Source organism: Streptomyces sp. NPDC048507 (genome assembly GCF_043199995.1).
Classification (GTDB): domain Bacteria; phylum Actinomycetota; class Actinomycetes; order Streptomycetales; family Streptomycetaceae; genus Streptomyces.
The window spans coordinates 239418-265821 of sequence record NZ_JBICWZ010000003.1 but is presented as its reverse complement, the minus strand read 5'-3'; the positions used below and the strand labels follow the sequence as shown (position 1 = coordinate 265821).

Annotated in this window: 20 protein-coding genes; 19 read left to right on the top strand and 1 reads right to left on the bottom strand. The window is 72.7% G+C overall.

The genetic code is table 11. The annotated features are described in order from the left end of the window. Window positions 1-152 precede the first annotated feature (152 nt). Window positions 153-1301: a sensor histidine kinase gene (locus ACGFXC_RS10245; protein WP_393711398.1), complete on the top strand. Its 1149-nt coding sequence runs from the start codon at window positions 153-155 to the stop codon at window positions 1299-1301. A gap of 8 nt (window positions 1302-1309) precedes the next feature. Here the strand turns inward: ACGFXC_RS10245 and ACGFXC_RS10240 are convergent, their stop codons facing one another. Then, window positions 1310-2350, bottom strand: coding sequence for a rod shape-determining protein (locus ACGFXC_RS10240; protein ID WP_393711396.1), 1041 nt, complete (start codon window positions 2348-2350; stop codon window positions 1310-1312). Window positions 2351-2468: 118 nt separating this feature from the next. Between ACGFXC_RS10240 and ACGFXC_RS10235 the strand changes: the two genes are divergently transcribed. The 18 genes from ACGFXC_RS10235 (at window position 2469) to galE (ending at window position 26244) form a co-directional block, all read left to right on the top strand. Next, on the top strand, window positions 2469-4007 hold the full coding sequence (locus ACGFXC_RS10235; RefSeq protein WP_393711395.1) for a bifunctional folylpolyglutamate synthase/dihydrofolate synthase: 1539 nt from the start codon (window positions 2469-2471) through the stop codon (window positions 4005-4007). A 7-nt stretch (window positions 4008-4014) separates the two neighbouring features. Next, entirely contained in the window at window positions 4015-4371 is a 357-nt protein-coding gene (locus ACGFXC_RS10230; protein WP_393711393.1) for a DUF4233 domain-containing protein, read from the top strand. Window positions 4372-4436: 65 nt separating this feature from the next. Continuing rightward, window positions 4437-4847 carry a nucleoside-diphosphate kinase gene (ndk, locus tag ACGFXC_RS10225; protein WP_351816702.1) on the top strand — a complete coding sequence of 137 codons (411 nt, stop codon included), beginning with the start codon at window positions 4437-4439 and terminating at the stop codon, window positions 4845-4847. Window positions 4848-5142: 295 nt separating this feature from the next. Continuing rightward, window positions 5143-6162, top strand: a complete 1020-nt coding sequence (locus ACGFXC_RS10220; RefSeq protein WP_008738981.1) for a rod shape-determining protein — start codon at window positions 5143-5145, stop codon at window positions 6160-6162. A 167-nt stretch (window positions 6163-6329) separates the two neighbouring features. Next, window positions 6330-7277, top strand: coding sequence for a rod shape-determining protein MreC (gene mreC / locus ACGFXC_RS10215; protein WP_393711390.1), 948 nt, complete (start codon window positions 6330-6332; stop codon window positions 7275-7277). 12 nt (window positions 7278-7289) lie between these two features. Beyond that, the gene (gene mreD, locus ACGFXC_RS10210) at window positions 7290-7985 is read left to right on the top strand and encodes a rod shape-determining protein MreD (protein WP_393711388.1); all 696 of its coding nucleotides are present in this window, start codon (window positions 7290-7292) and stop codon (window positions 7983-7985) included. A gap of 13 nt (window positions 7986-7998) precedes the next feature. Next, window positions 7999-10176 carry a penicillin-binding protein 2 gene (mrdA, locus tag ACGFXC_RS10205; RefSeq protein ID WP_393711386.1) on the top strand — a complete coding sequence of 726 codons (2178 nt, stop codon included), beginning with the start codon at window positions 7999-8001 and terminating at the stop codon, window positions 10174-10176. 7 nt (window positions 10177-10183) lie between these two features. After that, a complete protein-coding gene (gene rodA / locus ACGFXC_RS10200; RefSeq protein ID WP_393711384.1) occupies window positions 10184-11383 on the top strand; it encodes a rod shape-determining protein RodA in 1200 nt (399 codons plus the stop codon). Window positions 11384-11462: 79 nt separating this feature from the next. Further along, the gene (locus tag ACGFXC_RS10195) at window positions 11463-13028 is read left to right on the top strand and encodes a CHAD domain-containing protein (protein ID WP_393711382.1); all 1566 of its coding nucleotides are present in this window, start codon (window positions 11463-11465) and stop codon (window positions 13026-13028) included. A 72-nt stretch (window positions 13029-13100) separates the two neighbouring features. Continuing rightward, window positions 13101-15026, top strand: coding sequence for a TIGR03960 family B12-binding radical SAM protein (locus ACGFXC_RS10190; RefSeq protein ID WP_393711380.1), 1926 nt, complete (start codon window positions 13101-13103; stop codon window positions 15024-15026). A 103-nt stretch (window positions 15027-15129) separates the two neighbouring features. Beyond that, window positions 15130-15978: a hypothetical protein gene (locus ACGFXC_RS10185; RefSeq protein ID WP_393711378.1), complete on the top strand. Its 849-nt coding sequence runs from the start codon at window positions 15130-15132 to the stop codon at window positions 15976-15978. A gap of 127 nt (window positions 15979-16105) precedes the next feature. Continuing rightward, window positions 16106-16885: a TIGR03936 family radical SAM-associated protein gene (locus ACGFXC_RS10180; protein WP_393711376.1), complete on the top strand. Its 780-nt coding sequence runs from the start codon at window positions 16106-16108 to the stop codon at window positions 16883-16885. Window positions 16886-17117: 232 nt separating this feature from the next. Then, entirely contained in the window at window positions 17118-21065 is a 3948-nt protein-coding gene (locus tag ACGFXC_RS10175; protein WP_393711374.1) for a ribonuclease E/G, read from the top strand. Window positions 21066-21347: 282 nt separating this feature from the next. Next, window positions 21348-21668 (top strand): 50S ribosomal protein L21, encoded by a 321-nt coding sequence (gene rplU / locus ACGFXC_RS10170; protein WP_030159347.1) that lies wholly within the window; start codon window positions 21348-21350, stop codon window positions 21666-21668. A 13-nt stretch (window positions 21669-21681) separates the two neighbouring features. Beyond that, on the top strand, window positions 21682-21936 hold the full coding sequence (gene rpmA / locus ACGFXC_RS10165; protein ID WP_008738950.1) for a 50S ribosomal protein L27: 255 nt from the start codon (window positions 21682-21684) through the stop codon (window positions 21934-21936). A 169-nt stretch (window positions 21937-22105) separates the two neighbouring features. After that, on the top strand, window positions 22106-23551 hold the full coding sequence (gene obgE / locus ACGFXC_RS10160) for a GTPase ObgE (RefSeq protein ID WP_393711372.1): 1446 nt from the start codon (window positions 22106-22108) through the stop codon (window positions 23549-23551). A gap of 40 nt (window positions 23552-23591) precedes the next feature. After that, window positions 23592-25247 (top strand): glycosyltransferase family 2 protein, encoded by a 1656-nt coding sequence (locus ACGFXC_RS10155; protein WP_393711370.1) that lies wholly within the window; start codon window positions 23592-23594, stop codon window positions 25245-25247. A gap of 16 nt (window positions 25248-25263) precedes the next feature. Further along, the gene (galE, locus tag ACGFXC_RS10150) at window positions 25264-26244 is read left to right on the top strand and encodes a UDP-glucose 4-epimerase GalE (RefSeq protein ID WP_393711368.1); all 981 of its coding nucleotides are present in this window, start codon (window positions 25264-25266) and stop codon (window positions 26242-26244) included. The last annotated feature ends 160 nt before the right edge of the window (window positions 26245-26404 follow it).

The window sequence follows — 26404 nt, the reverse complement described above, 5'->3', positions numbered from 1 at the left end:
CTACGGCGGCCCGTGCGGGCTCCGGCAGGGCGGAAGGTCACGGGGGGCAGGGCCGGACGGCCCTGCCCGAAGCCATCCTTAGTGCCGCATATCACTTCATATGTCCGTCTCGCGGATCCGATCCCGGCCGCCGAGCACGGATGATGGGGGGCATGCACGCGAAGCCCGCCCGCTCGGCGGTCCACCGGGTCGTGGCCGCCGGACGGCGGCTCACGGAGCGCTGGGCCGGTTCACCGCGGGCGCAGGACGTGTTCACCGCCCTGGGCTGTCTGGCCCTGATGGCGCTGGACCTGCCGGGCCTGGCCGCCGCCGACAATTCGCTGAACGGCCCGTCGGCGGCCGTCGTGCTCACCCTGGGCTGCTCGACCCTGCTCCTGCGCCGCCGGATGCCGTGGCTGGCGTACGCGACCTCGCTGCTGTTCATCGGCTGGCTGCACGAGCTGACCCTGATCCAGTTCGCCCTGTACTCCGTCGGGCGCTACCGGGGCCGTCGGGCCGGGATCCTCGCCACCCTGGGCTACGTGGCCTTCGCGCTCGCGGTCTTCAGCCTGCCGGGCTGGCCCGAGCCGCGGGCGGAGACGCTCAGCTCCTTCCTCAGCCTGGTGGTGCCGATCGGGGTGCTCGCCTCGGCCGTCGGGATAGCCGCCTACCGGCACGACCTGGTGCGCGAGCTGGAGGCCCGGCGGGCCGAGTCGGCGGTGCTGAACGCGGTCCAGCAGGAGCGCACCTCCGTCGCCCGGGACGTGCACGACTTCGTCGGAAGGGAGCTGACCCTGCTCACGGTGCGCTCCGAGGTGCTGTCGGTGCGGGCGCGCGAGACGGCGTACGCGAAGGACTTCGAGGAGCTGGCCGACACCGCGCGGCGGGCGCACCTGGTGCTCAACGAGATCATCGTGCAGCGCGGGGAGCGGACCGCGACCCCGGGCGTGGAGGGGCTGGCGGAGCTCGCGCGGGAGAGCGGGCGGGCCGGTTCGCCGGTCCGGCTGGCCATGGACCCGGGCGCGCAGGCGCTGTCGCCGCTGCGGCAGGCCGCGGTGTACCGGGTGGTGCAGGAGTGCCTGACGAACGCCGCCAAGCACGCGCACGGCGAGACCATCGATGTGGCGATCCGGGTGGAGGGGGCCCAGCTGCGGATCGCGGTCGGCAACGCGCTCCCGGCCCGCGGCCCGGGCCGGGCCCCGGTCTCGGCGGGCTCGGGCACGGCGAGCATGGCCGAGCGCGTGCGCAGCCTGGGCGGCACGCTGACGGCGACCCGCACCGAGGACGCGTACCTGGTGGTGGCGACCCTCCCGCGCGGCTAGGCCGCGCCCTAGGCCTTGAACAGGCTGTTCATCGTGTCCAGGTCCTCCACGCACTTGCCGGAGCCGAGGGCCACGCAGTCCAGGGGGGCGTCCGCGACGAAGACCGGGATGCCCGTCGCGGAGGCGATGCGCAGGTCGAGGCCGGGCAGGAGGGCGCCGCCGCCGGTGAGGACGATGCCGTGCTGCATCACGTCCCCGGAGAGTTCGGGCGGGCATTCCTCCAGGGTGGTGCGGACGGCGGCGATGATCGCCTCGACCGGTTCGTCCAGGGCGGCCCGCACGTCCGGGGCGGTCAGCTCCAGCGTCTTCGGCATGCCGCCGACCTTCTCGCGGCCGCGCACGGTGAAGGTGCGGGTCTCCAGTTCGGGCCGGTCCGGGACGGGCCACGCCGAGCCGATGCCGATCTTGATGTCCTCGGCGGTGCGTTCTCCGATGAGCAGGGCGTGCTCCTTGCGCACCCAGTCCGTGATCGCCGCGTCCAGCCGGTCCCCGCCGACGCGCAGCGACTGGGAGGTGACGATCCCGCCGAGGGAGATGACGGCGACCTCGCAGGTGCCGCCGCCGATGTCGACGACCATCGATCCGCGCGCCTCGGCGACGGGCAGTCCGGCACCGATCGCGGCCGCCATCGGCTCCTCGATCAGGTGGACGGCCTTGGCGCCGGCCCGGGTGGAGGCGTGGACGATGGCCCGCCGCTCGACCGGGGTCACCCCGGAGGGCACGCAGATCACCATCCGGGTGCGGGGCCGCCGGCCGGGCACGGCCTTGCGGACGAAGTGCCGGATCATCGCCTCGGCCGCCTCGTAGTCGCAGATCACCCCGTCCTTGAGGGGGCGGATCGCGGTGATGGAGCCCGGGGTGCGGCCGATGGTCTGTTTGGCTTCGGTGCCGACGGCGAGCGCGGTGGTCGTCCCCGCCTTGACCGCGACCACGGACGGCTCATTGAGGACGATCCCGTGCCCGCGGGCGTAGACGAGGGTGTTCGCGGTCCCCAGGTCGATGCCTATGTCGCGGCTGGAAGCTGTCTTGTTGGCGCTGGCCTGCGGCATTTGTTCCCCAATCTCCTGCCCGCAAGGCTTGCATAACGATCCGGTCGCTTTCGTCGCCGATGGTCCCGAAACGGCCGGGCCGAAAGTCCCGGGGGCCCTCGTCCGTAGACTGGGGTCCGTGAGTGAGCAGCAGCCCGAGATCCCCGACCGTGACGGCGTCGACCACCTCGACGACTCCTTCGACGAGTTCGACCAGATAGTGGCGCAAGAGTCCGACCGCGACCCCGACCTGGCGGTGATCGAGGCCGGCAGCCGCACCCTGCGCGCCCAGGCCGGGCCGCCCACGGGTGATCCGGTGCCCTCGCGCCCCCAGGACCCGGAGGTGGCGAAGGCGCTCCAGGAGGTGGAGCAGGAGCTCGGCACCCGCTGGGGCGAGACCAAGCTGGAGCCTTCCGTCAGCCGCATCGCCGCGCTGATGGACGTCCTGGGCGAGCCGCAGCGCGCGTACCCGTCCATCCACATCACCGGCACCAACGGCAAGACCAGCACGGCCCGCATGATCGAGGCCCTGCTGAACGCCTTCGAGCTGCGCACGGGCCGCTACACCAGCCCGCACGTGCAGTCGGTGACGGAGCGGATCAGCCTGGACGGGGCGCCGATCGACGCCGAGCGGTTCGTGGAGACGTACCACGACGTCAAGCCGTACGTGGAGATGGTCGACGCCGCCGAGGAGTACCGGCTGTCGTTCTTCGAGGTGCTCACCGGGATGGCGTACGCGGCCTTCGCGGACGCTCCCGTCGACGCGGCGGTCGTCGAGGTCGGCATGGGCGGTACCTGGGACGCCACCAACGTGATCGACGGGACGGTCGCGGTGATCACCCCGATCAGCCTCGACCACACGGACCGGCTCGGCTCCACGCCCGGTGAGATCGCCCAGGAGAAGGGCGGCGTCATCAAGCAGGGCGCCACCGTGATCCTGGCGCAGCAGCCGGTGGACGCGGCGCAGGTGCTGCTGAAGAAGGCCGTCGAGGTGGACGCGACGGTGGCCCGCGAGGGCATGGAGTTCGGGGTCGTCTCCCGCGAGGTGGCGGTCGGCGGCCAGATGCTGACCCTGCGCGGGGTGGGCGGCGAGTACGACGGCATCTTCCTGCCGCTGTACGGCGCGCACATGGCGCACAACGCGGCGGTGGCGCTGGCGGCCGTCGAGGCCTTCTTCGGTGTCGGCGGGGAGCACGCGCGGGAGCTGGACGCGGACACGGTGCGCCGGGCCTTCGCCTCGGTGACCTCGCCGGGCCGCATGGAGGTCGTGCGCCGCAGCCCGACGGTGATCCTGGACGCCGCGCACAATCCGGCCGGGGCGCGGGTGACGGCGGAGGCCGTCACCGAGGCCTTCGGCTTCAGCCGGCTGATCGGCGTGGTGGCGGCGAGCGAGGGCAAGGACGTCAGGGGCGTCCTGGAGGCCTTCGAGCCGATCTTCGCGGAGGTCGTCGTCACGGAGAACACCAGTCACCGGGCCATGGGCGCGGACGAGCTGGCGGCCGTCGCGGTCGAGGTCTTCGGCGCGGAGCGGGTGCAGGTCGAGCCGAGGCTGGACGACGCCCTGGAGGCGGCCGTCACCCTGGCGGAGGAAGAGGCCGAATACGGTGGGGCCGGAGTGCTGGTGACCGGTTCCGTGATCACGGTGGGCGAGGCCCGCCTGCTGTTCAAGAGGGGCTGAGGGATCGATGCGCACGCTCTGCGCGAGCACGCTGATCGGTGAATTCTTCGTCGTCGGCTTCGCGGGCCTGGTGGCCATGAAGGACCCGGACCTGACCCAGGCCCAGGTGTGGACGGTCTGCGGCGTCGTCATGCTGCTGTCGGTGCTGTTGTGCGGGATGCTCTCGCGTCCCGGCGCGGTGCCGCTCGGCTGGGCGCTGCAGATCGGCCTGATCGCGAGCGGCTTCGTGGTGCCGACGATGTTCTTCCTGGGCGCGGTCTTCGCGGGCCTGTGGTGGTGCTCGGTGCACTACGGCCGGAAGATCGACGCGGCCAAGGCGCGGTGGGCCGCCCAGGCGGAGGCCGCCGCTCCTGACGCTGCGTGACGGTTCCCCGTAACGGCCCTGTAGATTCGCCCTACCGCACCCGTATGCCGCAAGGAGTTAGCACCATGACCCAGCGCACGCTCGTCCTGCTCAAGCCCGACGCCGTCCGGCGCGGGCTGATCGGCGAGATCATCGGCCGCATCGAGCGGAAGGCCGGCTGGACCATCCCCGCGCTGGAGCTGCGCACGCTCGACCGGAGCATCCTGGAGCAGCACTACGCCGAGCACGTGGGCCGGCCCTTCTACGAGCCGCTCATGGGCTTCATGTCCAGCGGTCCGGTCGTCGCCCTGGTGGTCGAAGGGGAACGCGTGATCGAGGGCGTCCGCCAGCTGACCGGACCCACCGACCCGATCGCCGCGGCGCCCGGTTCCATCCGGGGCGACTTCGGCAGCATCACCCGGGAGAACCTGGTCCACGCCTCGGATTCCGAGGAGTCCGCGGAGCGGGAGCTGAAGCTGTTCTTCCCCGCTCTCTGAACACTCTTTCCTGACGAGACATCAGCCATATAGCGCTCATGACCTGGGGCGACCGAAGTAATTTCGGTCGCCCTTCGGTATTGCGGGCGCCGAGCGGGAACGCCTGGACAGGACACGACGTCACCACTAGGGGGCGGGTATCCGTTCCGGCGGGATTGCCGGAGTCCCGTCGCGCGATGTCCGTACTTGCGGCACTACGATGGGGCCTCCACCCACACACCCACCTCGCCGACCTGACAGCAGCCGCTATCAACTGGAAGGCCAGACGCTCCTCATGGGGAACAAGGGGAACAACATGTCGTTCATCGGCCGTGACATGGCGATCGACCTCGGGACCGCCAACACGCTGGTGTACGTGAGGGGCCGGGGAATCGTCCTGAACGAGCCGTCCGTGGTCGCCATCAACACGAACACCGGTGGCATCCTGGCGGTCGGTTCCGAGGCGAAGAAGATGATCGGCCGGACGCCCGGCAACATCGTCGCCGTCAGGCCCCTCAAGGACGGCGTGATCGCCGACTTCGAGATCACCGAGCGGATGCTCCGGTACTTCATCCTCAAGATCCACAAGCGCCGGTACCTGGCGCGTCCGCGCGTGGTGGTCTGCGTGCCCTCCGGCATCACCGGAGTGGAGCGCCGCGCGGTCATCGAGGCGTCCACGCAGGCCGGCGCCCGCCAGGTGCACATCATCGAAGAGCCCATGGCCGCCGCCATCGGCTCGGGCCTGCCCGTCCACGAGGCCACCGGCAACATGGTCGTGGACATCGGCGGCGGCACCACCGAGGTCGCCGTCATCTCCCTCGGCGGAATCGTCACGGCGCAGTCCATCCGGGTGGCCGGCGACGAGCTCGACAACGCGATCATCCAGCACATCAAGAAGGAGTACTCGCTCCTCCTCGGCGAGCGCACCGCCGAGCAGATCAAGATCACGATCGGGTCGGCGTACGACCTCGACAAGGACGAGCACACCGAGATCCGCGGCCGGGACCTGGTGTCCGGGCTGCCGAAGACCGTGGTGATCTCGGCCGCCGAGGTCCGCAAGGCGATCGAGGAGCCGGTCAACGCGATCGTCGACGCCGTCAAGACGACCCTCGACAAGTGCCCGCCGGAGCTCTCCGGCGACATCATGGACCGAGGCATCGTGCTCACCGGCGGCGGTGCGCTGCTGCGCGGGCTCGACGAGCGGCTGCGCCGCGAGACGGGCATGCCGATCCACATCGCGGAGGACCCCCTCGACTCCGTGGCCCTCGGCTCCGGCAAGTGCGTGGAGGAGTTCGAAGCCCTCCAGCAGGTCCTGGACGCCCAGCCCCGGCGTTGACCGAAACCCCGCGAACGGGGCATGCGGAACACAAGGATCCGCCGTACGGGTGCTAGCGCGCCCGTGCGGCGGATCGTTGATATACAGGCACAGTCCGGTGCGTGCCCCGGCTCCACCGGAGCGGCTCCGCCGCATGGGTTTCTACGAGGAAGGCACGGCCTCCACACGTGAGGGACACACGAGAGAGCCGGCTGCTCCTGGTGCTGCTGATCGCCATCGCGTTCGCTTTGATCACGGTGGACATCAGAGCGGGTGAGGAGTCGCCGGTCGATGGCGCCCGGCAGGCCGCCGCAGCGGTCTTCGGCCCCGTCGAGAAGGGCATGGCGACCGGGGTGGACCCGGTCGCCAACGCCATAGGGGCGGTCCGCGACTCCGGTGAGCGCCACAACCGGATCGCGACGCTGGAGCGCGAGAACACCGCGCTCAAGGCCAAGCTGGGCAGCGACGACCAGACCCGCAGCCGGATCCGCGAGCTCGACGAGATGCTCAAGCGGGCCGGCGCGGGCCAGTACGGGATCAAGGGCGCCGAGGTCATCGGCATAGGAGCGGCCCAGGGCTTCTCCTGGACGGTCACCATCGACGCGGGCAGCAAGGACGGCATCGAGCGCGACATGACGGTGCTCAACGGCGACGGCCTCGTCGGCCGGGTCACCACGGTCGGTCCCGACACCGCCACCGTGGTCCTCGCCAACGACCCCGACTTCACCGTCGGCACCCGGCTGGAGAAGACCGGCGAACTCGGCTTCGCCACCGGTCAGGGCGACCGCGCCCTGTCCGTGCAGATGCTCAACGGCAAGGCCAAGGTGAACCCGGGCGACCGGCTCGTCACCTTCGGCTCGCGCGGCAACAAGCCCTTCGTGCCCGGGGTCCCCATCGGCGAGGTCGTCAAGGTCGACCCCTCGCGCGGCGACCTGACGCGCACCGTGTGGGTGCGGCCGTTCGTCGGGTTCTCCCGCCTGGACATCGTCGGCGTCGTCGTCATGCCCCCGCGCGAGGACCCGCGCGACACCGTCCTGCCGCCCAAGCCCGAGGCCCCCAAGCCCACCCCGACGGTCACCGTCACGGTCACCCCGTCCGCGTCCGCCGGTGTTCCCGGCAAGCCGGCCGACGAGTAGGAGCCGACCACCATGCGTTTCAACCGGATCCTGCTCTCGGGCACGCTCGTCGCCGTCGCGCTCGTCGTCCAGGTCACCGTCCTCGGGCGGCTCCAGCTGCCCGGAGCCGTCCCCGACCTCGTCCTGCTGACGGTGGTCGCCCTCGCCCTGGTCTACGGGCCCGTCGGCGGGGTCCTCATCGGCTTCGGCGCCGGACTGCTCGCCGACCTGGCCCCGCCCGCCGACCACGCCGCCGGGCGCTACGCGCTCGTGCTGTGCCTGATCGGCTACCTGGTGGGCCTCGTGCGCCCCGACAACGGGCGCTTCCGCTCCGCCTGGGGGCCGATGCTCACCGTCGTCGCCGCCGCGATCGGCTCCACCCTCCTGTACGCGGGCGTGGGCGCCCTCGTCGGGGACACCGCCGCCCGGCACGTGGGCCTGGCGGGGCTGCTGTTCACCGCCACCCTCTACGACCTGCTGCTCGCGCCCTTCACGGTGCCGTTCATCATGGCCCTGGCCCGGCGCGCGGAGAACGACCCGATGGCCGTCGAAGCGGGCGGGGGACCGCCCCAGGGCAAGGACGTCTCCTCCGGCTGGCTGGCCGGCGGGACGGGGCTGCGCATCGGCAGCCAGCGCGGCGGCCTGCGCCTGAGGGGCGCGCGGGGCCGCGCGGGCCGGGCCGGCCGCATAAAGGGCGTCAAGGGCGTGAAGAGCGTCAAGAAGCTGTGACGGGGGAGCAGTCGTGACCAACATTCCGGAGACCGGACGCACCCCCCGGGTGCAGATCCGGCTCGTCATCCTTCAGGTGCTCGTCTTCTCCCTGCTGCTCACCCTGGGCGGCCGGCTCTGGTACCTCCAGATCCGCAACGGGCAGGAGTACTCCGACGAGGCCAAGAACAACCACGTCCAGCAGGTCGTCCAGCCCGCCGTCCGCGGGTCCGTCCTCGACGCCCGCGGCGTACCGCTGGCCGACAACGAGACCCGTCTGGTCGTCTCCGCCAGCCGCACCGAGCTGATGAAGATAAAGGACAAGGGCAAGGGCGTCCTGACCCGGCTGGCCGGGGTGCTCGACATGAAGCCGCAGGACGTCATGGACAAGGTCCGCCTCTGCGACTCCAAGACCCCGCAGCCCTGCTGGAACGGCTCCCCGTACCAGCCCATCCCGGTGACCCTGGAGGCCACCACCCAGCAGGCCCTGCAGATCCGCGAACGTCCCGAGGACTTCCCCGGGATCACCGCCGAGCCCACCGCCGTACGCCGCTACCCGGCCCCCGGCGGCGCCAACACCGGGCAGGTCCTCGGCTACCTCTCCCCGGTCACCGACGACGAGATCGTCAAGGCGAAGAACACGAACTCGCCGTTCCTGCGCTCGGACCAGGTCGGCCGCTTCGGCCTGGAGCGCACCTACGACAAGCAGCTGCGCGGCAAGGCCGGCGTCACCCGCTACGAGGTGGACAACCTCGGCCGGGTGATCGGCGAGGCCGCCAACGACCCCGCGGTCCCCGGCGCCAACCTGGTCACCAGCATCGACGCCCGCGTGCAGGGCGTCGCCGAGTACGAGCTCAACCAGGCCATGCTCACGGCGCGCAAGGAGATCGACCGCAACACCGGCGTGCCCTACAAGGCCGATGCCGGTGCCATCGTCGTCCTGGAGTCCAAGACCGGCCGCGTCGTGGCGATGGCCTCGAACCCGACCTACGACCCCAACGTGTGGGTGGGCGGGATCTCCGGCAAGGACTACGCCAAGCTGACCGCCAAGGAGTCCAACGTCCCGTTGATGAACCGGGCGATCCAGGGCCAGGCCGCCCCCGGCTCCATCTTCAAGGTCATCCCGACCACCGCCGCGGTCAACGCGGGGTACAAGTTCGACGGCGACTACCCCTGCCCCAGCTCGTACTCCATCGGCGGCCAGGTCTTCAAGAACTTCGAGTCCCAGGGCCACGGCAGCATCACCCTCGGCCAGGCGCTGGAGGTCTCCTGCGACACCGTCTTCTACGCCCTCGCCCACCAGCAGTGGCAGAAGGACGGCGCGCTCAAGCCGATCGCCCACCCCGCGGACATCTTCTACAAGACCGCCCACCAGTTCGGTCTCGGCGCCGAGACGCACGTCGACCTCCCCGGCGAGGAGAAGGGCCGCGTCCCGGACCGCCAGTGGAAGCAGAACTTCTGGGAGGCCAACAAGGACCAGTGGTGCAAGACCGGCAAGAAGGGCGGCACCTACATCGAGCTGCTGTCCTACGAGAACTGCCTCGAAGGCAACCTCATGCGCGCCGGTGACTCCGTCAACTACTCCATCGGGCAGGGCGACACGCTCGTCACCCCGATCCAGATGGCCACCATCTACGCGGCCATCTCCAACGGCGGCACCATGTGGAACCCGACCATCGGCAAGGCCGTCATCAGCGCCGACGGCAAGAAGGTCGAGGAGATCAAGCCGCAGGCCCACGGCAAGCTGCCGATGACCTCCAAGACCCGGGACCAGATCGACGAGGCCCTGGAAGGCGTCGCCACCCGCGGCACCGCCGCCTGGCGCTTCGGCGGCTGGCCGCAGAAGGAGATCCCGATGCACGCCAAGACCGGCACCGCCGAGGTCTACGGCAAGCAGACGACCTCCTGGTTCGCCACGTACACCGAGGACTACACGATCGTGATGACGATCTCCCAGGGCGGCACCGGCTCCGGTGCCTCCGGTCCCGCCGTGCGCAACGTCTACAACGCCATCTACGGCCTCGACATGGCGGGCAAGCAGGACCCGAAGAAGGCCCTGCTGCTCAAGCCCGAGGCCAAGCTCCCCACCATCCAGCCCGACGGCTCCATCGACGCCCCGGAGATCAGGCCGTACGTGCCGCCGTCGCCCGAGGACTCGGCGCCGCCCGCCCTCGCCGGACCGCCGGCCCCGCCCGCGGCCAGGCAGGACTGAGGCCCCGATGCAGACCGCCAACAAGTTCTCCGTCTCCCGGTACGCGCCCCAGCGCGGCCCCGTCGCCAAGCTCACCGCGCGGGACTCCGTCGTGCGCCGGCTCGACTGGCCGATACTGCTGTCCGCGCTCGCCCTGTCGGGCATCGGCGCCCTGCTGGTGTGGTCGGCGACCCGCAACCGCACCTCGCTGAACCAGGGGGACCCGTACTACTTCCTCCTGCGCCACGCCATGAACACCGGCATCGGCATCGTGCTGATGATCGGCACCATCTGCCTGGGGCACCGCACCCTGCGCGGGGTCGTGCCGATCCTCTACGGGCTCTCGCTGGTCCTGATCATCGCCGTGCTCACCCCGCTCGGCGCCACCATCAACGGCGCCCACGCGTGGATCGTGATCGGCGGCGGGTTCTCGCTCCAGCCCTCCGAGTTCGTGAAGATCACGATCATCCTGGGCATGGCCATGCTGCTCTCCGCCCGGGTCGACGCCGGCGACCTGGCGCATCCCGACCACCGCACCGTGATGAAGGCCCTGTGCCTGGCCGCCGCCCCGATGGGCATCGTCATGCTGATGCCCGACCTGGGCTCCGTCATGGTCATGGTCATCATCGTGCTCGGCGTGCTGCTGGCCTCCGGCGCCTCCAACCGCTGGGTGGTCGGCCTGCTGGCCTCAGGCGCCGCCGGGGCCGTCCTGATCTGGCAGCTCGGCATCCTCGACGAGTACCAGATCAACCGCTTCGCGGCCTTCGCCAACCCCGAGCTCGACCCGGCCGGCGTCGGCTACAACACCAACCAGGCGCGCATCGCGATCGGCTCCGGCGGGCTGACCGGCTCCGGGCTCTTCCACGGCTCGCAGACCACCGGCCAGTTCGTGCCCGAGCAGCAGACCGACTTCGTCTTCACCGTGGCCGGTGAGGAACTCGGCTTCCTCGGCGCCGGACTGATCCTGGTCCTGCTCGGGATCGTGCTCTGGCGCGCCTGCATGATCGCCCGCGAGACCACCGAGCTCTACGGCACCGTCGTGTGCGCCGGCATCATCGCCTGGTTCGCCTTCCAGGCCTTCGAGAACATCGGGATGACCCTCGGCATCATGCCGGTGGCCGGGCTCCCGCTGCCCTTCGTGTCCTACGGAGGATCGTCGATGTTCGCCGTGTGGGTCGCGATCGGGCTGCTCCAGTCCGTCCGGGTCCAGCGCCCCCTGTCGGCCTGACCGCGCGGAGGAGGCCGCCACCGCCCGCTCGGCGGAAGGCGGCCTCCCACCGCCGCCGGTTCCGGACTAGATTCGGTGCATGGCGGACACCAAGCGGGAGATCGAGCGCAAATTCGAGTTCACGCACGCCGACGGCGGACCCGACGGCCCACCCCAGGACGGACCCGGCGCGGGCACCGGGGGCGGCCACCGGCTCCCGGACCTGACCGGCACCGCCGGCATCGCCTCCGTGAGCGGGCGGGGCACCGTCCAGCTCGACGCCGTCTACTACGACACCCCCGGACACCGGCTCGCCGCCGACGGGGTGACCCTGCGCCGCCGCACCGGCGGCGAGGACGCGGGCTGGCACCTGAAACTGCCCGTCGCACCCGGAGTCCGCGACGAGATCCGCGCCCCCCTCGGCGACACCGTCCCCGAGGAACTGGCCGCCCTGCTGCGCTCCCGCGTGCGGGACGAACCGCTGCGCCCCCGGGTCCGGCTGCTGTCCTCCCGCGAGGTGGTCCACCTGCTCGACGCCGCCGGGGCGCTGCTCGCGGAGCTGTCCACCGACACCGTCCTCGCCGAACGCGGCGGCGCCGCCGCCGACTGGACCGAGGTGGAGGTCGAACTGGCGGACGGCACGGACCCCGCCCTGCTGGACGCCGTCGAGGACACCTTCCGCACGGCCGGGCTCCGGGTCTCCGACGCCCCCTCCAAACTGGCGCGCGCCCTCGCCGAGACCGGCGCCGCCCCCGCCGCCCCGGACCGCCCGGGGCCCGCCGACGGATCGGCGGGCGCGCACGTCCTCGCGTACCTGCGCACCCAGTACGAGGCCCTGGTCACGCTCGACCCCGCCGTCCGCCGCGACCTGCCGGACGCCGTCCACCAGATGCGCGTGGCCACCCGGCGGCTGCGGAGCGCCTTCAAGAGCTACCGCGCGGTCCTGGACCGCGAGGTCACCGACCCGCTCGGCGAGCAGCTGCGCCGACTGGCCGCCGAACTCGGGGCCGACCGCGACCAGGAGGTCCTCGCCGGCCGGCTGCGCGAGCGCCTCGACGCGGTCCCGGCCGCCCTGCGGCTCGGCCCCGTCGGCGACCGGCTGCTGGTCTGGGACACCGGGCGACGCCACGAGACCCGGCTCCAGGCCCTCGCCGCGCTCGACGCCGGCTGGTACACCGCCCTGCTGGACGGCGTCGAGGCGCTGCTGGCCGACCCGCCGCTGCGCAAGGCCGCCGCCCGGCCCGCCGACAGCGTCCTGCCGAAGGCCGTCCTGCACGACGACGCACGGCTCGCGGGCCGCGTCGGGACGGCCCTGGCCATGGAGCCGGGACACGAACGGGACCTGGCCCTGCACGGGGCCCGCAAGGCCGCCAAACGCGCCCGGTACGCGGCCGAGGCCGCCCGCCCCGCCCTCGGCAAGCCGGCGAAGCGGCTGGCCAAGGCCGCGAAGTCCGTACAGAGCCTGCTCGGCGACCACCAGGACAGCGTGGTGTCCCGCGAGGCGCTCTTCGCCCTCGCCGTCCGGGCGCAGGACGCGGGCGAGGCGACCTTCACCTGGGGCCTGCTGCACGCCCGCGAGGAGGCCTTCGCCGAGCGCCTGGAGCGCGAGCTCCCGCACGTGTGGGCGAAGGCCGCCGACCCGCGGCTGCGGGCTGCCCTCAAGTGATCATGTGGGCGGGGGCGACCGTGCCTCGGGGTACGCTTGAGAGTCGCCCCCTGCCCGCTTCACGAAAGTCGCGTGATGTCCGAGTCGGTCTTCCCACAGCTCGAAGCTCTGCTCCCGCACGTGCAGAAGCCCATCCAGTACGTCGGTGGTGAGCTCAACTCCACCGTCAAGCCGTGGGAGAGCGCGGACGTCCGCTGGGCGCTCATGTACCCGGACGCCTACGAGGTCGGGCTGCCCAACCAGGGCGTCATGATCCTCTACGAAGTGCTCAACGAGCGCGAGGGCGTCCTCGCCGAGCGCACCTACTCGGTGTGGCCCGACCTCGAAGAACTGATGCGCGAGCACAAGGTGCCGCAGTTCACCGTCGACAGCCACCGCCCGGTGGGCGCCTTCGACGTGTTCGGCCTGTCCTTCTCCACGGAGCTGGGCTACACCAACATGCTCACGGCCCTCGACCTGGCGGGCATCCCGCTGGAGGCGAGGAACCGCACCGTCGACCACCCCATCGTCCTCGCGGGCGGCCACGCGGCCTTCAACCCCGAGCCGATCGCGGAGTTCATCGACTGCGCGGTCATCGGCGACGGCGAACAGGCCGTCCTCGACATGACCGAGATCATCCGCACCTGGAAGGCCGAGGGCCGGCCGGGCGGCCGCGAGGAAGTCCTGCTGCGCCTCGCGAAGACGGGCAACGTCTACGTACCGGGCTTCTACGACGTCGAGTACCTGCCGGACGGCCGCATCGGTCGTGTCGTGCCGAACCGCTCCGGCGTGCCGTGGCGCGTGTCCAAGCACACCGTCATGGACCTGGACGAGTGGCCCTACCCCAAGCAGCCCCTGGTCCCGCTCGCCGAGACCGTCCACGAGCGCATGTCCGTGGAGATCTTCCGCGGCTGCACCCGCGGTTGCCGTTTCTGCCAGGCCGGCATGATCACGCGCCCCGTGCGGGAGCGAAGCATCACCGGCATCGGCGAAATGGTCGAGAAGGGCCTGAAGGCGACCGGCTTCGAAGAGGTCGGACTGCTGTCGCTGTCCTCCGCGGACCACACCGAGATCGCCGACATCGCCAAGGGCCTCGCGGACCGCTACTCGGACGACAAGGTGGGCCTGTCCCTGCCGTCGACCCGGGTGGACGCCTTCAACGTGGACCTGGCCAACGAGCTGACCCGCAACGGCCGGCGTTCGGGCCTGACCTTCGCCCCCGAGGGCGGCTCCGAGCGCATGCGCAAGGTCATCAACAAGATGGTCTCCGAAGAGGACCTGATCCGGACCGTCTCCACCGCGTACGGCAACGGCTGGCGGCAGGTGAAGCTCTACTTCATGTGCGGCCTGCCCACCGAGACCGACGAGGACGTCCTGCAGATCGGCGACATGGCGGTCAACGTCATCGCCAAGGGCCGCGAGGTCTCCGGGCAGAACGACATCCGCTGCACGGTCTCGATCGGCGGGTTCGTGCCGAAGCCGCACACCCCCTTCCAGTGGGCCCCGCAGCTGAGCGCCGAGGAGACCGACGCCCGCCTCGGCAAGCTCCGCGACAAGATCCGCGGCGACAAGAAGTACGGCCGCTCCATCGGCTTCCGCTACCACGACGGCAAGCCCGGCATCGTCGAGGGCCTGCTCTCGCGCGGCGACCGCCGGATCGGCGACGTCATCCGCGCCGTGTACGAGTCCGGCGGCCGCTTCGACGGCTGGCGCGAGCACTTCTCGTACGACCGCTGGATGCGGGCGGCGGAGAAGACGCTGCCGGCGTACGGCGTCGACGTCGCCTGGTACACCACCCGCGAGCGCACCTACGAAGAGGTGCTGCCCTGGGACCACCTGGACTCCGGCCTCGACAAGGACTGGCTCTGGGAGGACTGGCAGGACGCCCTCGACGAGACCGAGGTCGAGGACTGCCGCTGGACCCCGTGCTTCGACTGCGGCGTCTGCCCGCAGATGGACACGCAGATCCAGATCGGCCCGACGGGGCAGAAGCTGCTGCCGCTGTCGGTCGTGAAGTGACCGGCTGACCGCGCTGAAACGGGAACCCCCCGCCGTGACCGGCGGGGGGTTCCCGTTTTCCGCCCGGCGCAACGGCCGCGCCGCTTCCGGTGTCCTTACCGGCATGGACATGGACGAGCGGCAGCCCCCGCCCGGTGCCGAAGGATGCCTGGCCGGCGTCCTGCGCGTACCGGTCAAGATCGTGGCCGTCCTCGTGGTGCTGCCGGTACGGGTGGGGTGGGACGTGCTCGTCGCGGCCACCCGGCTGCTGTACCGGCACCTCCTCGGGCCGGCGGGGCGGGGGCTGGGCCGCTTCCACGCCCGGGTGCTGCGTCCGGTCCTGGGCGTGCTCGGCCGGGCCGCCGTGCTCCTGCTGAAGCTGGTCTTCGTCTGGCCATGGGCCACCCTGTGGCGCCACGCACTGGCGCCCGCCGGCCGGGGACTGGCGTGGCTGGGCCGCGCGGCGGCCACGTACCTGCTCCGCCCGCTGGGCCGGGCCCTCGCCCTGGCCGGGCGCGCCGTGTTCGTGTGGCCGGCCGTCGCGCTGTGGCGGTACGTGGTCCGGCCGGTCGGGGGCGCCGCCTGGCGCCACCTGCTGGTTCCGCTCGGCCGGGCGGCCCTCGCCCGGGTGCTCGCCCCGCTCGGACGGCTGCTGGCCGGCGCCTGGCAGCAGGCCGGGCGGATCAGCCGGGCCCTGGGCCGCGGGCTCGTCCTGCTGTGGCGCGCGCTCGTCGCACGGCCCTGCGCCTGGGCCCACCGGCGGGTCGCCACCCCCGCGGGGCACCTCGTCCGCGAGGTCTGGCGCGGCGCCCGGGCCGCCGTGCGCGAAGCGCGCGACGAGGTGCGGCGCGCGCTGTTCGGGCGGCCGCCCCGGGAACCGGCGAGGTCACGGGCGCGTACTCTGGGTAGTACGACAGCCGTAGGCACCGCGCCCGCTCCCGAGATCTCCCTGCCCGAACGACGGCAGGGGTGAGCCGGAGGCAGGGCACGGCAGCCCGGCCCCACGGACACTCAGGGCGACGCGCGAGCCGCGACGCCCCGCACAAGGAGAAGAACCACTGGGCAAGCGACAGCCCGAAGGCCCGCCTCCCGCACCGGTGGTGCAGCGCATCCGACTGCGCTACACCAAGCGTGGCCGCCTCCGGTTCACCAGCCACCGAGACTTCCAGCGCGCCTTCGAGCGCGCCCTGCGCCGCGCCGAGGTGCCCATGGCGTACTCGGCCGGCTTCACCCCCCACCCCCGGGTCTCGTACGCGAACGCCGCGCCCACCGGCACCGGCAGCGAGGCCGAGTACCTGGAGATCGGACTCGCCGCGGCCCGCGACCCCGAGAAGCTCCGTGCGCTCCTCGACGAGTCGATGCCGCTCGGGCTCGACATCATCGACGCCGTCGAAGCCCGCACCTCCGGGCTCGCGGACCGGCTGACCGCCTCCGTGTGGGAGCTGCGCCTGGAGGGCGTGGACCCCGCCGACGCCGAGCGGGCGGTGGGGATCTTCCTCGCCGCCGAGACCGTGGAGGTGCAGCGCCGCACCAAGAACGGCGTGCGCACCTTCGACACCCGGGCCGCGGTCGTCTCCCTGGAAGCCCTTCCGGTCCAGGCTGATAGGCCGCTGGACAATGCTTGTGCGATACTGCGGCTGGTTGTTCGGCATTTGACACCTGCCGTGCGACCCGACGACGTCCTGTCCGGTCTCCACGCTGTGGCCGACCTGGCGCCGCCGGTCCCCGCAGCGGTGACCAGGCTGGCGCAGGGGCTCTTCGACGAGGAGTCCGGCACGGTGACCGACCCGCTCGCGCCCGACCGCGAGGCTGTCACGGCCGCCCCACCCACGGCCGCCGTTCCAGCCGACGCGAAGGCGCCGGAAGGTCCCGCCGCGTAGGGATCGTCGTCGTCGCGCCGCCCTGGCACTCGGGAGCCACCTGGGTCGGGCAGCGCACAGACCTGAAGACTTCCGCCAGGCCGTACGGACAACACGTACGGAACCGGCGGCCATGGACTACAGCTCCCGTGTGGCGAACGCGCCCCGGAGGCCGGCTCCGCGCTCATTACGCGGAGCCGTGCCGGACCGGACGTCAGCCGCGGCGCCCGGGAGCGTGACGGGAGAACCCCGCATGCTCAACACCGAAAACGAGAACACCCCCGCCGCCGAGAGCGGCAGCCCCAGCGACAACCTGCCCCCGCGCAGGCGTCGCCGCGCGGCTTCCCGGCCCGCCGGCCCGCCCGGCGGCGGCGCCGCCGCCCCGGAGGCACCCGCCGCCGAGGCCGCGCCCGTGGTGGAGGAGGCTCCGGCCGCCGCCCCCGCGCCGCGTGCCCGTCGCCGCGCCACCCGTGCGGTGGCCGCTCCGGCCGCCGTCGAGGCCGCCGCTTCCGCCGCGGCCGACGAGGCCGCCGTCGCGGAGACCGCCCCCGTGGCGCCCGCCGCCGAGGAGGCCCCCGCCGCTCCGGCCCCGCGTGCCCGTCGCCGCGCCACCCGCGCCGTCGCCGCTCCGGAGGCACCCGCCGCCGAAGCCGCGGCCCCCGAAGCCCCGGCCGTCGTGGCCGCTCCGGTCGAGGAGGAGGCTCCCGCCGCCGCTCCGGCTCCGCGTGCCCGTCGCCGTGCCACCCGCGCCGTCGCGGCCCCGGCCGCCGTCGAGAGCGCCGAGGCCGTCGCCGCGGAGGCCCCGGCCGTCGTGGCAGCTCCGGTCGAGGAGGAGGCTCCGGCCGCCGCCCCGGCTCCGCGTGCCCGCCGTCGCGCCACCCGCGCCGTGACCGCTCCGGCCGCCGTCGAGACCCCGGCCGCCGAGCCCGTCGCCGAGGCGGCCCCGGCCGTGGTGGAAGAGGCCCCCCGGTCCGCCGGCCGCGCCGTGACCGTCGCCGACGCCGTCGACTCGCCCAAGCGCGGCGGCCGCCGCCGCGCCACCCGCTCCACCGCGTCCGCCGCCCCCGCGCAGCAGGCCGCCGAGGCCGAGGCGCCCGCCGTCCCGGCTCCGTCGAGGGGGTCCCGCCGCGCCGCGCGTCCCGCCGTGGCCGTCTTCCAGGCCCCGGTCTTCGCCGAGCCGATGTTCCAGACTCCGGAGACGGCCGCCATGGCCGCCGCCGCAGCTGCCGCCGCAGTGCGCGCGGAGGAGGCCGAGGAGGAAGAGGAGCCCGAGGCCGAGACCGTCGCCGAGGTCCAGACCCCGGCGCCCGCCGCGCAGCCGGCCGGCCGTCGTCGCCGCCGTCGTGGCGCCCCCGAGCCCGTGCAGCCGGCCGCGGCGGCCGAGCCGTCCGGCCCCGTCTCGCTGGCCGACGTAGAGCTGGTCGACGAGGAGCACGAGGCCGAGGCCGCCGAGCTCGACGAGGACGAGAACGACGCCGACGAGTCCGGCGAGCGCCCCTCGCGCCGCCGCCGTCGCGGTGGCCGTCGCCGCCGTCGCGGTGAGTCCGCCGACCTCGACGAGTCCGCCGACGAGGACGCCGAGGCCGAGGCCGAGACGTCCGAGCAGGAGGAGGACGAGGAGGACGAGGCCGAAGAGGCCCTCGGCTCCAGCTCCAGCCGCCGGCGTCGTCGTCGCCGCCGTCGCAGCGGTGACGGCGGGACCGACGCCGAGGCCGGCGAGGAGGACGGCGTCCGTACCGTCGTCAAGGTCCGCGAGCCGCGCCCGGCGCGCGAGCGCAGCGAGTCCACCTCCTCCGACGAGGTCCAGTCCATCAAGGGCTCGACCCGCCTGGAGGCCAAGAAGCAGCGCCGGCGCGAAGGCCGCGAGCAGGGCCGCCGCCGCGTCCCGATCATCACCGAGGCCGAGTTCCTGGCCCGCCGCGAGGCCGTCGAGCGCGTGATGGTCGTCCGTCAGGCCGGCGAGCGCACCCAGATCGGCGTGCTGGAGGACAACGTCCTCGTCGAGCACTACGTCAACAAGGAGGAGGCCACCTCCTACGTCGGCAACGTCTACCTGGGCAAGGTCCAGAACGTGCTGCCGTCGATGGAGGCCGCCTTCATCGACATCGGCAAGGGCCGCAACGCGGTCCTGTACGCCGGTGAGGTCAACTTCGAGGCGCTCGGCATGGCCAACGGGCCGCGCCGCATCGAGTCCGCCCTCAAGTCCGGCCAGTCGGTCCTGGTGCAGGTCACCAAGGACCCGATCGGCCACAAGGGCGCCCGCCTGACCAGCCAGGTCTCGCTGCCCGGCCGCTACCTGGTCTACGTGCCCGAGGGCTCGATGACCGGCATCAGCCGCAAGCTGCCCGACACCGAGCGCGCGCGCCTGAAGACCATCCTCAAGAAGATCGTCCCCGAGGACGCGGGCGTCATCGTGCGCACCGCGGCCGAGGGCGCGAGCGAGGACGAGCTGCGCCGCGACGTCGAGCGCCTGCAGGCCCAGTGGGAGGACATCCAGAAGAAGTCGAAGCAGATCTCGACCTCTTCGCCGAGCCTTCTGTACGGCGAGCCGGACATGACCGTCCGCGTCGTGCGCGACATCTTCAACGAGGACTTCTCGAAGGTCATCGTCAGCGGTGACACCGCCTGGGAGACCATCCACGGCTACGTGAACCACGTGGCCCCGGACCTGGCCGACCGGCTGTCGCGCTGGACCTCCGAGGTCGACGTCTTCGCGACGTACCGGATCGACGAGCAGCTCGCCAAGGCGCTCGACCGCAAGGTGTGGCTGCCCTCGGGCGGCTCCCTCGTGATCGACAAGACCGAGGCGATGATCGTCATCGACGTCAACACCGGCAAGTTCACCGGTCAGGGCGGCAACCTCGAAGAGACCGTCACCAGGAACAACCTGGAGGCGGCCGAGGAGATCGTGCGCCAGCTGCGGCTGCGCGACCTGGGCGGCATCGTCGTCATCGACTTCATCGACATGGTCCTGGAGTCCAACCGCGACCTGGTCCTGCGGCGCATGCTGGAGTGCCTGGGCCGTGACCGCACCAAGCACCAGGTCGCCGAGGTCACCTCGCTGGGCCTGGTGCAGATGACCCGCAAGCGGGTGGGCCAGGGTCTGCTGGAGTCCTTCTCCGAGACCTGCGTCCACTGCAACGGCCGCGGCGTCATCGTGCACATGGAGACCCCGACCGTGGTCGGCGGCGGTGGCAACGGCAAGCGTTCCAAGCGCCGTGGCGGCCGTGCCGAGCACGACCACGAGCTGGAGACGGCCGTGGGCGCCGAGAGCGCCGAGGGCGACGTGTTCGAGGGTGAGGGCGAGACGGAGGCCGAGGTGGCCGCCGAGGTCGCCGCGCCGCGTGCGCTCGCCGAGCCCGAGTTCGTCGCGGACGAGGAGCTCTACGGCAGCGCGGCCGAGGCCGAGGCCGCCGCGGGCCTGAGCGGCCGGCGCAACCGCCGCCGCGCCACCCGCAAGGCGACCGCTCCGGCGGGCGCCCCGCGCGGTGCGGAGCGGGCGGCAGCCCCGGCGCAGGCGCCGGTGACCCCGGCCGTGGAGGCCGAACCGGTCGCCGAGCCGGTCGCCGAGCCGGCCGAGGTGGTGGCGGAGCCGCAGACGGAGGCCGTCGCCGAGGCGGCCCCGGCCGTGGAGCCGGCCGACGCCGCGCCGAAGGGCCGTACGCGTCGCCGTGCCACCCGCAAGGCCACCGCCCCGGAGCCGGTCGCAGAGACCGTCGCCGAGCCGGTCGCGGAGCCGGTCACCGAGCCGGTCGCGGAGCCCGTCGTGGCGGCGGAGCCCGCCCCGGAGGCCGCGCCGGCCCGTCCGCGCCGGCGCGCCACCCGTAAGGCCACCGCTCCCGCCGGTTCCCCGGCAGGCGCGGCGCAGGCCGCCGTCGTGGTCGTCGAGGCCCCCGCGGCCGAGGCCCCCGCGGCCGAGGCCGCCCCGGCCGTCGCCGAGGCGGAGCCCGAGAAGGCCGCCGAGGTGGAGGCCGAGGAGGCCGAGGCCAAGGCTCCGGCCAAGAAGGCCACCCGCAAGGCTCCGGCCAAGAAGGCGGCCACCACGGCCAAGAAGGCTCCGGCCAAGAAGGCGGCCGCCGCCAAGAAGACCGTCGCGAAGAAGACGACGGCCAAGAAGGCTCCGGCCAAGCGGGCGACGAAGAAGACCGCGGCGGCGGAGCAGCAGACCCCGCCCTCGGTCTCGGCGCCCGCCGAAGCCTGATCCACCGCGTGACCGTGGGCCCCGCCGCTCGGCGGGGCCCACGGCCTTGCGGGGCCCGGTTTGACCCCCTGGAACCAGCCCCGTAACCTAGACCGTCGGCGTGTCTTGAACGATTACCCGTTCAGTGTGCGTCGCGCTCCTGAGCACCTTCCTCCCGCATCGTCCGCGCAAGCGGATCGCCCATGGGAGAGGCCGCTCGTCCAATTCCGGATCACCGTGGGCCCCGGCCCGCGTGAGCGGCTGGCTTCAGGAGCATCCGTCCCGAGTGAGAGAGAGATCCGCGTGTACGCCATCGTGCGCAGCGGTGGTCGCCAGCACAAGGTTGCTGTCGGCGACATCGTTGAGGTTGACAAGATTTCCACTGCCAAGGTTGGCGACACGGTCGAGCTCTCGACCCTGCTCGTTGTCGACGGCGACGCCGTGACCAGCGACCCGTGGGTGCTGGCCGGGATCAAGGTTCAGGCCGAGATCGTGGACCACCACAAGGGCGCCAAGATCGACATCCTGCGCTACAAGAACAAGACCGGCTACCGCCGTCGCCAGGGTCACCGCCAGCAGTACACGGCGATCAAGGTCACCGGTATCCCCACGGCTGCGAAGTAAGAGGGACTGAGACATGGCACACAAGAAGGGCGCATCGTCCACCCGGAACGGGCGCGATTCCAATGCTCAGCGGCTCGGCGTGAAGCGCTTCGGCGGTCAGGTCGTTTCCGCTGGTGAGATCCTCGTCCGCCAGCGCGGCACCCACTTCCACCCGGGCGCGGGTGTCGGTCGTGGTGGCGACGACACGCTGTTCGCGCTGCAGGCCGGTGCCGTGCAGTTCGGTACGCACCGTGGCCGCAAGGTCGTCAACATCGTTCCGGCCGCCTGATCCAGCTCCTGCTGATCTGAAGCGTTCGTAACACCCCGAGGGCGGATCTCATCTCTTCCCGGCGCACGCCGGGAAGAGAGGTCCGCCCTCGGCGCGTTGTCACATAGACACGTTTAATGGGCAGCAAGGCCTGCCCGGGACATTCCCGTATGTATCTGGAGGAACACCCATGACCACCTTCGTGGACCGCGTCGAGCTGCACGTCGCCGCGGGTAACGGGGGCCACGGCTGCGCCTCCGTTCACCGGGAGAAGTTCAAGCCGCTCGGCGGCCCCGACGGCGGCAACGGCGGCCGTGGCGGCGACGTCATCCTCGTGGTGGAGCAGGCCGTCACCACCCTGCTGGACTACCACCACAGCCCCCACCGCAAGGCCACCAACGGCCAGCCCGGGGCCGGCGACAACCGCTCCGGCAAGGACGGCCAGGACCTGATCCTGCCCGTGCCGGACGGCACCGTCGTCCTCGACAAGGAGGGCAACGTCCTCGCCGACCTCGTCGGCCAGGGCACCACCTACGTCGCCGGTGAGGGCGGCCGCGGCGGCCTCGGCAACGCCGCGCTCTCCTCCGCCCGCCGCAAGGCGCCCGGCTTCGCGCTCCTCGGCGTCCCCGGCACCACCGGTGACATCGTCCTGGAGCTCAAGACCGTCGCCGACGTCGCGCTGGTCGGCTTCCCGAGCGCCGGCAAGTCCTCGCTGATCTCGGTGCTCTCCGCCGCCAAGCCGAAGATCGCGGACTACCCCTTCACCACCCTCGTCCCGAACCTGGGCGTCGTCACCGCCGGCTCGACCGTCTACACCATCGCCGACGTCCCGGGCCTCATCCCGGGCGCCAGCCAGGGCAAGGGCCTCGGCCTGGAGTTCCTGCGCCACGTCGAGCGCTGCTCGGTGCTGGTGCACGTGCTCGACACCGCCACCCTGGAGTCGGACCGCGACCCGCTCGCCGACCTCGACGTCATCGAGGAAGAGCTGCGGATCTACGGCGGCGGCCTGGAGAAGCGGCCCCGCCTCGTCGTCCTCAACAAGGTCGACATCCCCGACGGCCAGGACCTCGCGGACATGGTCCGCCCGGACCTGGAGGCCCGCGGCTACAAGGTGTTCGAGGTCTCCGCGGTCGCCCGTACGGGCCTCAAGGAGCTCTCCTACTTCCTCGCCGAGGTCGTCGCCAAGGCCCGCGCCCGCAAGCCCAAGGAGGAGGCGACCCGCATCGTCATCCGCCCGAAGGCCGTCGACGACTCCGGCTTCACCGTCACCTACGACGAGGCCGAGGACGTCTACCAGGTGCGCGGCGAGAAGCCGGAGCGCTGGGTGCGCCAGACCGACTTCAACAACGACGAGGCCGTCGGCTACCTCGCGGACCGGCTCAACCGCCTCGGCGTCGAGGACGCGCTGAAGAAGGCCGGTGCCCGCTCGGGCGACGGCGTCGCGATCGGCTCCGACGAGAACTCCGTCGTCTTCGACTGGGAGCCGACCATGATGGCCGGCGCCGAGATGCTGGGCCGCCGCGGCGAGGACCACCGCCTGGACGCACCGCGCCCGGCCACCACCCGCCGCAAGGACAAGGAAGCCAAGCGCGGCGACGCCTCCCAGCAGGAGTACGACGAGTTCCGCCCGTTCTGAGTTGAACCCGGCCTTATGCCGTTCGCCTAGGATCCTCCGGGTGAGCAGCAGCGATTCCAGCAGTGACACCACCACGGACCCCGCGGGTCCCCCGGATCCCGCGGTCTGCGTGGTGGTGATCGCGTACAACGACGCCGGGCTCGTGGGCGAGGCCGTCTCCTCGGCCCTCGCCCAGGGTCCGGTGGTCACCGAGGTCATCGCGGTCGACGACGCCTCCTCGGACGGGACCGGGGCGGTGCTGGACGCCCTGGCCGCCGCGCACCCCCGCCTGAAGGTCGTGCACCGCACGCGGAACAGCGGCGGCTGCGGCACCCCGCGCAACGACGGCATCGCCGCCGCGAGCGCCCCGTACGTCCTCTTCCTCGACAGCGACGACGTCCTGCCGCCCGGCGCGGCCGCGGCCCTCCTGCGGGCCGCCGGGGAGCACCGGGCGCCCGTCACCGTCGGCGCGTGCGTGCGCCGCGAGCTGCCCGAGGGGCGCGACGTGCCCTGGATGCCCGGCCTCTACACGCCGGGCGAGGTCGTCGAGCGGCCCGCCGACCGGCCCGGGCTGGTCCGCGACACCCTCTGCGTGAACAAGCTGTACGAGCGCGCCTTCCTCGACCGGCACGCGATCCGTTTCCCCGACGGCCGCTTCGTCTACGAGGACTTCGTCTTCACCTCCCGCGTGCTGGCCGCCGCGCCGCGGATCGCGGTCGTCGCAGACCTCGTCTACGTGTGGCACGTGCGCCGCCGCGCCGCCCAGGTGTCGATCTCCCTGGCCCGCGCCGACGTCGGCAACTGGCGCTCGCGCGTCGAGGCGCACGCCGCCGCCTCCCGCACCCTCGCCGCGGCCGCACCGGAACTGGGGCGTGCCTGCCAGGTCAAGTTCCTCGACTACGACCTGCGCATGTACCTGCGCGAGATCGGCGCCGACCCCGCCTACCGGGCCGCCTGGTGGACCCTGACCCGCGACTACCTGGCCGGCTTCGACGCGGCCGACATCGACGCGGCCCCCGCCCGGGCCCGCTGGACCGCCCGTGTGCTGCTGGCCCGCGAGACCCCGCCCGAGGACCTGGAGCGGCTGACCGGCCTCGCCGCCGAACCGCCCCGGCTGGCGCCCCCGTACGCCGTGGACGACGCCGGGCGGCCCGTGTGGAGCGCGCTCCTGCCCGTCCCGCTGGACGGGCTGGAGGGGCTGCCGGTCGCGGAACTGCCCGTCACCGCCGAGGCCGGGCCCGCCGGGCGCGGAGCCGTCCGGATCCGGGTGTGCGACCTGTACGGGCGCCTCGCCGGGGCCGGCCCGCGGACGCTGCGGCTGAGCTTCCTGCCCCGGGCGGGCGGGGAGCCCGTCGAGGTGCGCCCGGTGGAACTGCGGGCCGCCGCCGACGGGGACGGCTGGAGCGCCGAGGTGCCCTTCCGGCTCGCCGCGCTGGCCGCCACGGGACGCCGCCGCGGGCTGCGCGGGATGCAGGCCTGGGACGTCCGGGTGGGCGTGGAGTGCGGCGACGGGAGCTCCCTGGTCACCTCGCTGCGCCCCCTCGGCCCGCTGCTGCGCCGTCGGGCGCTGCCCAGCAGCCGGTACGGTGTTCTGCTGGCGCAGCCGTACCGGACGGCCGCCGGAGCGCTGGCCGTGCGCCTCGCGCCGGGCGCCGGGGGCGCGCTGACCTTCGTACGCAACCGCCTCGACCGCGCCCGCACGCGCAGGTCTCGCTAGAGCTCGGGAGAAACGCATGACCTTTCTGATCACCGGTGGCGCCGGTTACATCGGCGCCCACGTCGTCCGCGCGATGCTGGAGGCGGGCCAGCGGGTGGTGGTGCTCGACGACCTCTCCACGGGCCGCGAGGACCGGGTCCCGGAGGGGGTGCCCCTGGTGGTCGGATCGGTCCTGGACCGGCTGGTGCTCGACGAGACCCTGCGCGAGCACGCCGTCACCGGCGTGGTGCACCTGGCGGGCAAGAAGCAGGTCGGCGAGTCCGTCGAGAAGCCGACGTACTACTACCACGAGAACGTGCAGGGCCTCACGGTGCTGCTCCAGGCCGTGGCCGCCGCGGGCATCCGCAACTTCCTCTTCTCCTCCTCGGCCTCCGTCTACGGGATGCCCGACGTGGACTCCGTCACGGAGGAGACCCCCTGCCTGCCGCTGAGCCCGTACGGGGAGACCAAGCTGGCCGGTGAGTGGCTGGTCCGGGCCGCGGGCCGGGCACACGGCATCTCCACCGCCTGCCTGCGCTACTTCAACGTGGCCGGCGCGGCCGCGCCCGAGCTCGCCGACACCGGGGTCTTCAACCTGGTCCCGATGGTGTTCGAGCGCTACGACGCCGGCGAGGGCGCCCGTATCTTCGGCGACGACTACCCGACCCCGGACGGCACCTGCATCCGCGACTACATCCACGTCGAGGACCTGGCGGAGGCCCACGTGGTGGCCGCACGGCGGCTCGCGGAGTGGGGCGCGGCGGGGGAGTACAAGGACCTCACCGTCAACATCGGCCGCGGCGAGGGCGTCTCCGTGCGGGAGATGACCGAGCTGATGAACGAGCTCACCGGGCACACCCACCCGGCCGTCGTCACCCCGCGCCGCCCGGGCGACCCGGCGAAGGTCGTGGCCTCGGCGGAGCGGATCGCGGCCGAGCTGGGCTGGAAGGCGCGCCACGACGTCCGCGAGATGATCACTTCGGCCTGGGCCGGCTGGCAGGCCAACCGCACGGCGTGAGCCGCTCGCCCGCATGACGGAGCGTATGACGGAGCCGCGCGGCCCCCGCCCCGGGCGGGGGGGGGGGGGGGGGGGAGGCGGGGGGGGGGGGGGCGGGGGGCCGGCGCGCGGGCCGGGCGGCCCCGCGGGGGGGGGTGTGCGGGGGGGGGTATGGGCGCCC

What these genes read in the sequence shown, in the direction of transcription:
- ACGFXC_RS10245 (WP_393711398.1), top strand. Translation starts at nt 153, where the DNA reads ATGCACGCGAAGCCCGCCCGCTCGGCGGTCCACCGGGTCGTGGCCGCC.
- ACGFXC_RS10240 (WP_393711396.1), bottom strand. Translation starts at nt 2,350, where the DNA reads ATGCCGCAGGCCAGCGCCAACAAGACAGCTTCCAGCCGCGACATAGGC.
- ACGFXC_RS10230 (WP_393711393.1), top strand. Translation starts at nt 4,015, where the DNA reads ATGCGCACGCTCTGCGCGAGCACGCTGATCGGTGAATTCTTCGTCGTC.
- ndk (WP_351816702.1), top strand. Translation starts at nt 4,437, where the DNA reads ATGACCCAGCGCACGCTCGTCCTGCTCAAGCCCGACGCCGTCCGGCGC.
- ACGFXC_RS10220 (WP_008738981.1), top strand. Translation starts at nt 5,143, where the DNA reads ATGTCGTTCATCGGCCGTGACATGGCGATCGACCTCGGGACCGCCAAC.
- mreD (WP_393711388.1), top strand. Translation starts at nt 7,290, where the DNA reads ATGCGTTTCAACCGGATCCTGCTCTCGGGCACGCTCGTCGCCGTCGCG.
- rodA (WP_393711384.1), top strand. Translation starts at nt 10,184, where the DNA reads ATGCAGACCGCCAACAAGTTCTCCGTCTCCCGGTACGCGCCCCAGCGC.
- ACGFXC_RS10195 (WP_393711382.1), top strand. Translation starts at nt 11,463, where the DNA reads ATGGCGGACACCAAGCGGGAGATCGAGCGCAAATTCGAGTTCACGCAC.
- ACGFXC_RS10185 (WP_393711378.1), top strand. Translation starts at nt 15,130, where the DNA reads ATGGACATGGACGAGCGGCAGCCCCCGCCCGGTGCCGAAGGATGCCTG.
- ACGFXC_RS10175 (WP_393711374.1), top strand. Translation starts at nt 17,118, where the DNA reads ATGCTCAACACCGAAAACGAGAACACCCCCGCCGCCGAGAGCGGCAGC.
- rpmA (WP_008738950.1), top strand. Translation starts at nt 21,682, where the DNA reads ATGGCACACAAGAAGGGCGCATCGTCCACCCGGAACGGGCGCGATTCC.
- obgE (WP_393711372.1), top strand. Translation starts at nt 22,106, where the DNA reads ATGACCACCTTCGTGGACCGCGTCGAGCTGCACGTCGCCGCGGGTAAC.
- galE (WP_393711368.1), top strand. Translation starts at nt 25,264, where the DNA reads ATGACCTTTCTGATCACCGGTGGCGCCGGTTACATCGGCGCCCACGTC.